The organism is Aneurinibacillus terranovensis DSM 18919 (genome assembly GCF_000430625.1).
In the GTDB taxonomy this organism is placed as follows: Bacteria; Bacillota; Bacilli; order Aneurinibacillales; family Aneurinibacillaceae; genus Aneurinibacillus_B; species Aneurinibacillus_B terranovensis.
In genome coordinates, this window is sequence record NZ_AUMJ01000033.1 from 58,605 (window position 1) to 71,790 (window position 13,186).

General features: G+C 32.6%; 12 protein-coding genes and 1 pseudogene. 3 read left to right on the forward strand and 10 right to left on the reverse strand.

Annotation, left to right across the window (positions count from 1 at the left end; genetic code table 11):
* Positions 1-3: 3 nt before the first annotated feature.
* The 9 genes from rfbA to H525_RS0106745 all read right to left on the reverse strand — a co-directional run bounded on the left by rfbA (position 4) and on the right by H525_RS0106745 (position 11,896).
* Positions 4-894, reverse strand: coding sequence for a glucose-1-phosphate thymidylyltransferase RfbA (rfbA, locus tag H525_RS0106705; protein WP_027415578.1), 891 nt, complete (start codon positions 892-894; stop codon positions 4-6).
* Positions 895-1,266: 372 nt separating this feature from the next.
* Positions 1,267-1,626: a DMT family transporter gene (locus H525_RS0106710; RefSeq protein WP_027415579.1), complete on the reverse strand. Its 360-nt coding sequence runs from the start codon at positions 1,624-1,626 to the stop codon at positions 1,267-1,269.
* 28 nt (positions 1,627-1,654) lie between these two features.
* Positions 1,655-2,443, reverse strand: coding sequence for a glycosyltransferase family 2 protein (locus H525_RS23085; protein WP_051330859.1), 789 nt, complete (start codon positions 2,441-2,443; stop codon positions 1,655-1,657).
* 32 nt (positions 2,444-2,475) lie between these two features.
* Positions 2,476-4,188 carry a glycosyltransferase family 87 protein gene (locus H525_RS0106720; RefSeq protein WP_027415580.1) on the reverse strand — a complete coding sequence of 571 codons (1,713 nt, stop codon included), beginning with the start codon at positions 4,186-4,188 and terminating at the stop codon, positions 2,476-2,478.
* 617 nt (positions 4,189-4,805) lie between these two features.
* A complete protein-coding gene (locus tag H525_RS23090) occupies positions 4,806-6,047 on the reverse strand; it encodes a rhamnosyltransferase WsaF family glycosyltransferase (RefSeq protein WP_035100240.1) in 1,242 nt (413 codons plus the stop codon).
* Positions 6,040-9,249, reverse strand: coding sequence for a glycosyltransferase (locus H525_RS25415; RefSeq protein WP_051330860.1), 3,210 nt, complete (start codon positions 9,247-9,249; stop codon positions 6,040-6,042). Before H525_RS25415 ends, H525_RS23090 begins: the two co-directional genes overlap by 8 nt.
* Positions 9,239-10,504, reverse strand: a complete 1,266-nt coding sequence (locus tag H525_RS0106735) for an ABC transporter ATP-binding protein (protein ID WP_027415581.1) — start codon at positions 10,502-10,504, stop codon at positions 9,239-9,241. The genes H525_RS25415 and H525_RS0106735 overlap by 11 nt, the downstream gene beginning before the upstream one ends.
* 18 nt (positions 10,505-10,522) lie before the next feature.
* Positions 10,523-11,332, reverse strand: a complete 810-nt coding sequence (locus H525_RS0106740) for an ABC transporter permease (protein ID WP_027415582.1) — start codon at positions 11,330-11,332, stop codon at positions 10,523-10,525.
* A gap of 3 nt (positions 11,333-11,335) precedes the next feature.
* Positions 11,336-11,896, reverse strand: a complete 561-nt coding sequence (locus H525_RS0106745) for a winged helix-turn-helix domain-containing protein (protein WP_245590416.1) — start codon at positions 11,894-11,896, stop codon at positions 11,336-11,338.
* A 219-nt stretch (positions 11,897-12,115) separates the two neighbouring features.
* On the opposite strand from H525_RS0106745, the gene H525_RS29375 reads away from it, so the two are divergent.
* The 3 genes and pseudogenes from H525_RS29375 to H525_RS25425 all read left to right on the forward strand — a co-directional run.
* The gene (locus H525_RS29375) at positions 12,116-12,322 is read left to right on the forward strand and encodes a hypothetical protein (protein WP_211236984.1); all 207 of its coding nucleotides are present in this window, start codon (positions 12,116-12,118) and stop codon (positions 12,320-12,322) included.
* Complete coding sequence (locus tag H525_RS25420) at positions 12,250-12,591, forward strand: helix-turn-helix domain-containing protein (RefSeq protein WP_155837172.1); 342 nt, start codon at positions 12,250-12,252, stop codon at positions 12,589-12,591. Before H525_RS29375 ends, H525_RS25420 begins: the two co-directional genes overlap by 73 nt.
* Positions 12,592-12,616: 25 nt before the next feature.
* Positions 12,617-12,889, forward strand: a pseudogene (locus H525_RS25425) (ISL3 family transposase); the annotation flags it as partial.
* An 18-nt stretch (positions 12,890-12,907) separates the two neighbouring features.
* Here the strand turns inward: H525_RS25425 and H525_RS0106760 are convergent.
* The coding region (locus H525_RS0106760) for an integrase core domain-containing protein (protein WP_027415585.1) at positions 12,908-13,186 on the reverse strand (279 nt) is incomplete at its 5' end.

Consider the following 13,186-nt stretch of genomic DNA (forward strand, 5'->3'; position numbering starts at 1 on the left):
CCTTCACTCCACCGTAACATAATCTTTACTTCGATTGGCTAATGCGATTAAGTATTGGCCATACTCATTTTTCATAAGTGGTTCCGCTAAATTGATTAATTGATCTCGCGAAATATATCCCATGCGGTAAGCTATTTCCTCAAGACAGGCAACTTTAAGACTCTGCCGTTTTTCAACGGTCTGGATAAATTGTGAAGCTTCGAGTAAAGATTCATGAGTACCGGAATCCAACCAGGCAAATCCACGGCCTAGTAGCTCTACTTGTAAGTCCCCTGTTTTTAAATACTCTTTATTAACATCCGTAATTTCCAACTCGCCTCTGGCAGAAGGTTTAATATTCTTAGCTATTTCAACTACGCGGTTATCATAGAAGTATAAACCAGTGACCGCATAATTCGATTTCGGCTCTTTCGGTTTTTCTTCAATAGAAAGAACCGTACCGTCTCCATCAAATTCGACAACACCAAAGCGTTCCGGATCTTTTACATTGTAACCAAATACGGTGGCTCCTGATTTTCGCTTAGCTACCTTTTGAAGGACTTTAGTAAAACCATGCCCGTAAAAAATATTATCACCAAGTATGAGAGCTACGTTGTCATCACCGATAAACTCTTCTCCTATAATAAAGGCCTGGGCCAGTCCATCCGGGGAGGGTTGGACGGCATATGTAATTGAAATCCCGAGAGCAGAGCCGTCATTTAGAAGCTGCCGATACCTAGGTGTATCTTCCGGTGTTGAAATGATAAGTATTTCTCTAATGCCTGCCAACATCAATACAGATAATGGATAATATATCATTGGTTTATCATACACAGGTAACAATTGTTTTGAGATTGCTTTTGTGAGTGGATAGAGGCGTGTGCCACTACCACCGGCTAGGATAATGCCTTTCATACTTCCTACTCCTCGTATCAATCTAAAAGAAAGAACCATTTTTATTCTAAAACATTCAAATAACTCTTATAAATTTAAGACACTAAACTTTTTTATTTTCAGGAATGAATTCATTGAATTGCAGTATCATTATAACAATAAATCTACCAATAAGATTCACAGTTAAAACCACCCTACATAACCACTAAAATGGACTGTGTAATTAATTAAAAACCTTATATTGTTATCCAGCTCTTATTACTTAGATTCTTTAAATGTAAGATTAAACTTTTTTAAGTTTCCCGGCATTTTTATCTATTAAGATTTACTAACAGTTAGCTTTAAAAAAGAGGGTACTTATACAATGTAAATGTATAGAACCCTTAATACTTATTAACCCTTGTTCATTAAGAAAACACCTAATACAATAACCATTAGTCCAATAGACTTAGGCACGGTAACTGTCTCGTTAAATAGAAAAATTGACATTATGAAAACAAAAATATATCCTAGTGAAACCATAGGGTATGCAGAACTTAATTGATTGCCGGATATTACCACCATCCAAAGCAAGGAACTTGAAATAAAGCAAATAAACCCCAAAACAATCATCGGGTTGGTGAAAATTGTAATAAGTTTGGATGGCAAGACATTTAAAGAAGTGCTCCCAATTTTATTCATTCCAACCTTTAACAATACTTGACCGACAGAACCAACCATTACAGAAAAAATTATTAGAAATAAGCCTTTCACTTATGTATCCTCTTTTCACATTAAATAACTATCTATTTCTACTAATAGTAGAAGCACTTTCAACAAGAGCCTTATTAGATTTAATGATTTGATTACTTTTTGTTATAAGTTGAAGATAACGATTAATTGTTTTGATTATCTTCATTTTACTTTTTCCTTCTTTTTGATCATAACGTAATACCAATCCTACTTCCCCAATTTTTGCGCCAATTAAGCTTAACTTTATAATTATCTCAGCCATACATACAAATCCAAGTTCCTCAACAAGAGCATTATTATATATGAGGTGGGCTTGTTTTAAAATAGCTGCTGAATAGGCACGATATCCGCATGTGTAGTCTCGCACACCTGGTATATGAAAAAACATTTTTAGTATAGTGCTTGCACCTAAACTGAGAAATTTACGATGCAATGACAATCCAATCTCTTGTCCACCCTTAGCATAGCGCGAAGCGATAATAATATCTAAATCTTCTTTTTTTAACTTATTAATCATTTCTTTAATCAATGTTGGATTATGTGTATTGTCAGCATCTAATGCAACTACCACATCTTCATACGCAGCGACGGTTGCAGCATATTGAAGACCATTCTTCATCGCACTACCAAGCCCCTTATTAACACCATGGTCAATAATATGAACAGGCATCCTTTTAGAATATTGCTTAGCTATGGGTAAAGTTTCATCATAACTTCCATCATTAATAATAATCACTTCGTAAGAACTTTCATCTTCAAAGACATCTGAAATACGATTAAGTAATAAAGGCAACGCCTTTTCTTCATTATAGCAAGGAAGCAAAATAAAAGTTTTCATATCAACTCTCCTAATCAACTTTTTTACATAAATTATTTAATTTCAACACGAGCATCTGTTAAAGTGAATGCATTTTCCTTTTTACCGCTTATAAAAAAACCTATTCTGTAAACTCCGGGATTAATCTGATCCTTGATAATAATTGCTTTATATCCTGAGTCATCGTAATTGGCTTTTTTAAAATGCGTTGTGACATCAGGCCTTTTTTCCAATTTTGTACTTAAAATATAAGTTTTTTTATTCGAAGATAGAACAATATATTTCTGCTTACCGTCTAAATTTTTTCCATCAATAAAAGCCCAACCTCTCATTTCTATATAATCTTCTTTATTCTTTATTTGGTCAATCGCAGATAAAATGTTTTTTGTCTCGGTTGGCAATATTAAATTGTTTTGTATTTTACTTCCTTCAAAGTATAAAAAAGGTTGTACAAAAATCATTGCTACATAAAAAACAATAGGAAAAGAACATGTTAATAAGAACTTTACAGTGGGATTTTGAGAAAGCTCATCCATCTCATTTTTATTTTTTAAGACAAGAACAAAAAATAATACTAACAGAGTTATCAAAATTGTATACAATAACCCTGGGATATGGCCCTGTAGTTGATAGGTGAACGGCATATCCTTAATTCCGTGTCCAAACCAAGGTTCCAACATTGCCGAATCAAGGTTTCGCGTAAAATAAATCAAGTTATTTATAACAATTATACATGATACTGTAATAAAACATAAAAAGGTCATCCAAGTTTTAATCGCTATGAAAATACAAAACGGTACCATCCAAATACACCATTGCGGCAACCACCATGTGGTACAAAAAATATCAGCAATAATAGCAGCTGATACCCAGCTTACATACCAAAATATTTCTTCTCTTTTTATTTTTAAACTAAAAATATAAAAAACCAAGAAAAAATAAATCAAAAAATATGGATAAGTCGGGGTGAGTCCTTGCATAAAAGCTCTATCAAAAAGTGCGTTATCATCTTTCCATCCAAACAATCGCGTAACCAGAGCATCCCCCCAAAAAGGAAGTAAAGTTAGACCATAGACCCCCACCCCTACTATAGTTAGTCGGACTACTTTCCAATAATCCCTTTGTCCTAGAATAATAGCAAATGGAGGAATAAGCAACAACGCGTAATTTTTGAACGCAGCAGAAAGTCCAAGCATTACTAAAACTATGTAAAATCGTTCTTCTACCACATAATATAAAGCAACCATTGTTAAGGTAGCAGGTATAATATCAAGTTGTCCTTGCATAAAACCACCTGCCAAAATTATAGGGGAAGTCAGCCAAAGTGTCACAACAACTTGGGGGTTAAGTCCTTTCTTTCGTGCGATTTTGTATACATAGAACGCTCCCACAAAAAGCGCAATGATGTTAGGAATTTTGAGCAAAAAACCGCCAATTCCATACTTAAAGCCCTGAGTTAGTCCATAAATAGTCAAGTCATTTTTAGAAATAGGATTAATGTTAAGTAGTTTTAAAAATCCAATATAAGCACCGTTTGTAAGATAATACAATGGAGCCATAGGAGTTTCAATTTTATTTAAAGTAGGATTTGAGGAAAACCATTTATATACATTTAAATGACTCCATTCTACCTGATTACTAACAAAACAATTTAGTATTAAATCACCATGAACAAAGCTAAAACATATAAAGCATAAAAAGAGGAAATAACCCCCAAAAAAAATCAACGTTTTTCTTGAAAAATGTTCAATTTTAATAAATATCATATAGACTCCTTTTACATTTCTTTTCAGAAGATGACTATTTTACATAGATTGAATCCTTATAAAGGCATATTTACTTGATTAGTTTGAGCAGGTAGTTTACCCTTTTGTAAAATAATTATTTACGTACTGCATAACCAACTATATACACATAAACACCATTTTTTTCAAACAAAATAGGACTACTACCAATTGTATAAATGACTGGTGTCAAGGTCTAATCCCTCACTTACTAATAAAAAAGATAGCCCACTGAATATTCTAAAAAACTTTCTACCTTTATTAAAGGGTTAAAACTTAAACGAAAAGAGCAATTTGATTTATTCTTTTTTCTTTTAGATTTGCATCTATACAATAGAAGTTTGAAAAAGTAATCTCCTAGGAAGAGCTAGATAACTATAAAGCAATTCAACCTGCTTATGTATGATGCTTTGTTAAACTTAACATTTCTTTTAGAAACACACTAGCACTTTGTTTAATTATATCCAATTCAGTTTCGATAAGTATGATCTATCCCATCCTTGGCAATATTTTTACAAAAATACATAAAGGAATTTCAAAATAATTATTTTTATGGCTTAATCCTAAATACGATCTTTTCAAGTAATAATAACAATTTTTTATAACTTTTTTTGTAGACGGTTTATAAAATCAAATTGAGGTATATCATTAACATAGAATTCTACAATATTTTTATTTAGGTTACATTTTAAATTAATATTGTTACATAAATAATAAATATTTTGAGCTATTTCATCAGGGGAACATTTTTTTATTGATAAAATATTCCTGCTTGCCTCTGATAAATTCTTATTCTCAAAACTATTAGTAATTACTTTCAGCCCAAAACACGCCATCTCAAGTGGAGGGTAACTTGGATGAGGAGAAATCATCAGAGAGATGCCAACTGCAGATTCCAATAAAATTTTAGCATATTCCTCTAAGCTCATCTTGCCTTTAGATATTACAGTTATTCCATTTCCTATATCAATATTAGGATGTTGTTCACCAGCTGAGATAATATTCCATTCACTAGCCCTTGGATATGTTTGAGACCAGATCCTAAGAGACTCAATAATTAAAGAAAATCCATTTCTAGCAACAGATGGTCTTCCATATATCAAAATTTGCCTTTTTTTAGCAACTTGCTCTTCCATTAAGAAATACTCTCTTAATTTATGATTTAACTTTGGTTCGAAACAATATTCTTGACTAAACATATAACCTTTTTCTTTAAAATAGTCATTAAGCAAGGATGAATTAAAAATAGCAATTTGAGGACCATCATATTTATAAGTACTTTCAGCCAACACATACTGACTTGACCATTGATAAAATCCAGGTTCAAAGTCCTGAATAAAATAAATCATTTCTTTAATATTTTGATTATATGCTTCTGATTGCCACTTAACTAATCTTTGAGCTGCATAAGCCGTCCACCATGCAGTTGCCATAAATATATCATTACTACTTACCGGTAACGTTCTATTGTATCTGTCATTAACTGCAACAATTTGGTATTCATCATTAGCATCCTCATCCATTGACAAAAACTTGTATTCTTTAAATGGCTCTAAATCCTTCTGAGTTGGAGAGGCGTCAGTCAAGATAATTCTACGTTTGAATTTATCTCCAGATAATTCATCAAAAAAATGAAGAGCTGTTGATATACCTCCGAATAAATGTTCTTGATTAATTGACGGTACAATAAGATTTATTCTTTTACCTTCGAATAAACTTTTCCGAGCATTTAAAGGTGTTATCTCACCGATACTTGTTTCTATTAAGGAGGCATTTATATTTTTGTAAATTTCTCTTATAATTTTACTACGTCTAGCTAATTTTTTAATTTTATTAAGCATTTGTATCACCTACTTTTATTGAAGGCATGGTATTTAATAAAGATAAATTCGGATTATAATACGGATCGCCATTCTCTCTGAACGGACTATAATGTTTAGCTGAAAGCGTAAAATCAATTTCAGGAATATAATTTGAGCGTGTCTTAGATTCTAAGTGGTATAATTTCACATGCGGATCATATATATTCACCAGGCCCATTTTCAATGCTCTTAATGATATCTCAACATCACTTCCACACACAACGAATTCTTCGTTAAATTTGCCTATTTTCTCTATCACCTCGCGTGAAATAGCTAAGCAAGCTCCTGTTGAAGCAGAAACGTTTCTAGTTATAACCGGAGAAACAAAAGGAGAACCAAAATGTATAGGATTCATTCCTTTGAATACATGCTCCGCCCATCCTCCTAACCCGATTACAACACCAGCATGCTGTATGCTTCCATCCTCATATAATAGAAGTCCTCCCACAGTTCCTACATTTTTTCTCATAAATTTTTCAGTTAATCGTTCTAACCAATCTTCACTTATCACGATTGTATCATTATTTAGAAATACAAAAACATCTCCTGAGGCTTCCGCGATCCCATGATTATTTAACTTTGACCAATTGAACTCATAGTTTGCATTAATAACCCGAATATTTTTATACAATTTTTGGATGTTATCAAACCATGCCATTGTTTCATCATGTGCCGAATTGTTGTTCATTATAATAACTTCAAAATTTGTATATGTTGTTTTCGAAAAAATACTCTTAATACACGCATCAATTAATTCTACCTTGTCTTTTGTAGGAATAATTATACTAACTTTAGGTTTTTTTTCAGGTAGTTTGTATCTAACATCATATACATATAATTGTTTATCCTCGACCGCCCAAGCATTGCCTTCTCCATATACTCTTGATAAATGTTCATTCAAAGCTCTTAAACCTGCATCATTAGCATATGGTTTGGATTCTGGATTACTAGATGTAGAAGTTTCGAGGGCACGCCAAGAATATAAAACTTTGGGAATATGGTAAATCCGTTCTGTATGTTCGCTTATACGTAATACTAAATCATAATCCTGGCTTCCTTCAAACCCGATTCTAAATCCACCAATTCTACGGACTAATTCAGTACGATATAAACCTAGATGACAAGTATACATTTGTGAATATAATAAATCTGGAGACCAATCAGGTTTAAAAAATGGAAGAGACCTTTCTCCTTTTTCATTAATTTTATCTTCATCACTATATATCATGTCGGCATCAGGGTATTTGTTTAGTAACACAACATTTTCATATAATGCATCAGGGGTTAACTCATCATCATTATCCAATAAAGCAATAAAATCCCCTAAAGCCATATCCAGAGCTGTATTTGAAGCTGCAGAAATATGTCCGTTTTTTTTGCGATAAGTTACTTTTATTCTTGGATCTTTAGCCGCGTACTGATCTAAAACATGTTTAACATGTGCTTTAGTCGAAGCATCATCAGCAATACACAATTCCCAATTAGAATATAATTGTGCTTCAACAGACTCAATACATTTACGCAGCCAACGTTCCTCCACGTTATATACAGGAAGAATAATTGATATAAGAGGTTGATATGATAACTCATTTATATGCGCATGAATTCGCTCAACCCTTCCATCATTCAAATTGTCCCTTTTAATGGCAATCTCATATTTTTCCGGATCAATAGACTTATATGGAGAACTATGAGATAAGTAGTCTTTAATTTTTATAAAAGAACTTTTTATGCCATCACGTTTTATAACTACAACTGCCTTTTTTGCTAAAAAGGCTATTTTTTTGCTTTCTTTCGGTATTTGTAATATTTTTTTTAATAATTCACCTATATTTCTTAATGGTCTTGTGATTTTCCAGGACGTAGAATTTAAAATTTGGCATATTTCATTTTCTTTATAGTTTAATAAACTTTGTTTCGCTTCTAATTCCCGCTCAATATTTAACAATTTTTCTATGGATTCATTTAAAAGAACTTGTAGTAAATCCTTTTCTTCCTTAATTGCATCCAATGTGGTTTTGAAGTCAAGCTTTAATCCATTGATTTCTAATAGGTATTGATTTAACTTTTTAATTAAATCATCATTAAGCAAAGTACCCTGATTACCAAAGTATAAATATTTGAGTCTAAAAACAACTTTTTTTATATTTTTTTCACATTTAATATTAAAACATATTTGAGGATCAGACGTTTCAAATACGAACAAATCATTAAATTGATATAAAGCATTTGTTTGATAAGGTTCTAATTTCTCTTGACCATCCTCATATAAGATTAAAACTTCCTTGAGCGAAATTATAACGGGAGAATTACATGGATCAAAACGCATACTCTTTATCTTAGAGAACTGTGTAAGGTCAAATTCTATTATATTTTCTTTTCCAACAAACTCTCTAATAATTGATACTTCTTCTTTGTATCCATCACCGCCTTGATCAACATATAACTGCATCTGGTATTGAGGTAATACTTTTTTTGATATTTCTTCTATTCGAAGAAAATCGTCAACATTCAATTTCTTTTTTGCTTCAAATACAAATTGATATACTTCACCATATTTTTTTTTCTTTAATTCCATAGCAAGACTATTCGGGATATCAGCATATGAGTTATTAAATTCGTTCTGACCAACCCTTGTATAAGTAACCATTTGCGTAACCGGAACTAAATTTGCAAAATCTAATAACTCAACTGCAGAAGAATACGTAAAGAAACGAACGTGTGTGCTATCCAACAATCCTGTTTGTTTGTATTCAAATTTATTATTAATCAAATCTATAATAATTGAATTATGTGCAATATTTGGTAAGGAAACCAAAACAGATCCTTCTTCTTTTAAAAATCGAGTGGCAGTCTTCAAAACTTTTTGAGGGTTATTTAAGTGTTCTAAAACATCAGCAAAAATAATATAATCAAACATTAAATGTCGATATTTATCAATCCATTCATAATCTTCGATATTGCCAATCAAATAATCTTGAGCATAATTAGCAGCTTGTTTACCAGCTATTTCATCTAACTCAACAATATAAACCTTACATGATAAATGTTCACTAAGGTATTTCGTCATTTTTCCGTTTGCTGGCCCAAACTCCAGAACCACGCTACCAGGTTTTATTTTCTTTATTATTAAAGAGTGAGAATCATCCACTTCCATATTTAACTTAAAATCATACTTCATCGCAAACCTCCCACTGGTGCTTTAAAATTACTAATCCTTCTCCAATATAATTAGAACGAATGGTAAAAATTTTCGCTTTAGTTAAATACTCTATTGGCACTGTTGCATTTTGCTCCATAATCGCCACATCAATATAATAACTCCCGCCAATAAGATTTAACTCATCATATCTAATTCGACATTTATTAACACCAATATCCCACTTTATAGGAATCTTATCCAATAGAGTATTAACCCCACAAATGTATATATGATCTAGTGTCCTTATAGCAACACCTAAAACAGGTTTCTCGACTTTTTCCCGAACTTCATATTCAACTTCTATAAATACCTGGTCATTGTGTTGAAAAATGTCCTTACTATTTCCCAACGCATCAAACATGGTAATGTTTTTAATACGAGCAATATCGAATTCAATATTATTTTTATTTTCCAAAGTGGCTAATTGTTCATTTTGAGATTTATCATCTGTATCATTATTATTTTTAAATGTGCCAAGATCCTGCATTTTAGGCACTTCACCAATCTTCAAGAAATCAAGATACATATCTGTGACAATATCCGTTTCACCTTGAGCTTGAACAACACCTTCATTAATCCAAATTGTTTTAGTGCAAAATCTTTTTACACTATTTATATCATGAGTTACAAACAGAATGGTTTTTCCTTGCTCTCTGAACGTTGTAAACTTCTCCATACATTTAATTTGAAATCGCAAATCTCCGACTGCCAACGCCTCATCAACTATTAGAATATCTGGTTCTACATTAATAGCAACGGCAAATGCTAAGCGAGCAAACATACCACTAGAATACATTTTTACTGGCTGATAAACAAATTGACCAATTTCAGCAAAAGAAAGAATATCATCTATTTTTTTATTCATCTCTTCCTTACTATAGCCCATTATCATACCATTTAAATATATATTTTCTATACCAGTTAATTCAGGGTTAAAACCAGCACCAAGTTCCAAAAGCGCCGAAACTTTTCCATTCACGTGCACAGTTCCCGAAGTAGGAGTTAAGACTCCAGTGATAATTTTTAGTAGAGTTGACTTACCGGAACCGTTTTTCCCAATAATCCCCACTGTTTCACCTTTCTTTATTTCAAAAGATAAATTTTTAAGAGCATAAAAATCTTTATGATATTTTTTTCGTAACGGATGTAGAGATTCTTTTAATCGGTCAACAGGATGGTCGTATAATTTATAGGATTTTGTCAAGTTATCTACTCGAATTGAGATTGTATCCATATTTATTGTTCGTCCCCTCTAAATTACATCAGCAAAATGAGGCCGTAATTTTTTAAACAAAGTACCCCCTATTATGATAAAACAAAATGTAATTATCCAGAAAAATGCAGTCAATTGATAATGCTGCCAAAACCATACATGATTTATAAAACTATCCCTGTATCCTTCTACAATATAATACATCGGATTCAACTTAAAAAAGTAACGATACCTTTCTGGAAGAATTTTAAAACTCCAAAAAATTGGTGTTATCCAAAATCCAAACTGTAGAATCATTCCGATAATCTGACCTATATCTTTTAAAAAGACCACTAATGAAGAAGTGATTAGAGATAACCCGAAAAGGAAACACAATGTAGCTATCAAGTAATAAACAACTTGAACATTATAAATAGATGGGAAATAACCATACATTCCATAAAGAATAAAAATAAAAACGACAAAAAATAAATGAATGAATAAGGAAGACATTATTTTAACTATCGGAAGAATACTTACATTAAAAATAACTTTTTTTACCAAATAGGTATTTTCTATTATAGCATTTGTAGCACTTAATAAACCATCATTAAAGAAAAACCAAGGTAATATTCCTGGTACTAACCATAAAATGAAAGGAACATTATTTATTGGCATTGATTTAAAACCTACTTGAAAAACAAACCAAAAAATTAAAATTGTAATAAGAGGTTGAATAAATGCCCAAAAAACACCTAGATATGAACCAAGATATCTTGACTGAATATCGTTTCTAGCTAATTCAAAGATAAGCCTACGACTATTTAAAAAGTTAACAAAAGCTTTATAGAATGATTTGAGGTTGGTCATTAACTAATTTTCATCCCTTACATTATTCTCATGCCATACAATGATAGCATTTTCTTTTTTAAATTTATCACTTAGGCTAATGAATTCTTCTTTGTTTAAAACAAGAACACGAATTTTACGCTTAATTAAATACTCAACTTTTTCTACAAGTTGCTGTAAATAATTCCGATCAAAATCCCCGACAACAACAAGATCGATAATCCCAGAATCAATACCACACGCATAATCACCGATAATTAAAGCAGTTTCGACATTACCAAGCTTACTTAATATCTCATCAATCAACGTATCTATTCCTAAATATTTTTTTACAATATTATGTAAATCATTAAATAATGAATGTTTTTTATTCGCTTGGTAAACTTTTGTTCTTCCCTCATTCTTAGCTTCTAGCAGACCCGCTTCAGTTAATCGATTAAGCTCAACTCTAACAGCATTTGTTGATTCCCCGAACTCTTCCGCCAGCGAGCGTAGATAAGCCCTCGTTTCCGAGTTTAGAAAAAACTTTAAAATAAGCTTAACCCGTGTTTTAGATGTTATTAAATAATCCAGCAATTCCGTCACTCCAGTAAAACCTTATCTTTTTTCACGAAATTCCACTATAAAAACTACCCTATCACGAGTAATTATTTTACTCGTTTATTCAACGGGAGTCAACCATCCACATTTTGAGAACGCGGAGAAATCCTGAAATATTAAAAGGAACACGCTTCTTCGCTGATTAAAGTGAAAACCACCTGTTAATACTGGAAATAATAGACCAGTACACGGAGGTATTTTCATATGTTTATAGAGATTGATGAAGTAGAAAGAGCCATGCATACCCCTGAACCATGGTATATCGATCGTTGTCAATTTAATGAAGAATTACAACAACTAGACGTTTTCGTCAAGTATCGTAAACGTGGTTTGTTTACATGCCAGGGTATGGAACCGAAAAGCAACCGGTATATGATACGGCAGCTGAAAATAGGACATGGAGGCACTTGAATTTTTGGGAATATCCTACCTACATTCACGCAGAACTACCTCGAACCAAGTGTGGTCAATGTAACACAATCAAAAGAGTCCATGTTCCATGGGCGATTAAACCCCGTCACTACTTTACACTGAAATTTGATGCGCTAGTGATGACCATGGCAAAAGACATGCCAATGAATGCGATTGCTCGTCTTCTTGGGGAACATGATACTCGGCTTTGGAGAATCTTACATTACTACGTCGAACAGCGATTGAAGCACAGGATCTGTCTCAAGTAACGAAAATCGGACCGATGAAACTTCGTCTAAAAGAGGACACCATTATATCACCATCTTTATGGACGCTGACCAAAAAGTAGTCATTTGTGCTACAAAAGAAAAAAATGCTGAAACGGTCCGTGTTTGCAAAGAACATCTGGAAGCTCACGGCGGAAACGCCGAACACATCAAAGAAGTTTGCATCGATATGTCCCCAGCCTTCATCAAAGGGTTTGAGGAACATTTTCCTCATGCCGCCATTACTTTTGATCAATTTCATGTCATAAAGAATGTCAATGATGGACCTCTGTCAAGATAGTAGACACAGATTAATTTTTCATGCTGCCAACTTATAGAACATTAGTTCGTAATTAGATGACGTTTGGTATCCGATGGAAGAATGAATCCTCTGGTTATTGTAAAATATCTCAATGTACTCAAAGATGCTTTTCTTCGCTTCTTCCCGATTCTCGTATTTATTGAGATAGATCAGCTCCTTCTTCAGGACGCTGTGAAACGACTCGATACAAGCGTTGTCATAACAGTTTCCCTTACGACTCATACTGCCGATCATTTGATAGACTTGAAGTTTCTTCTGGTAATCGTGGGATGCATA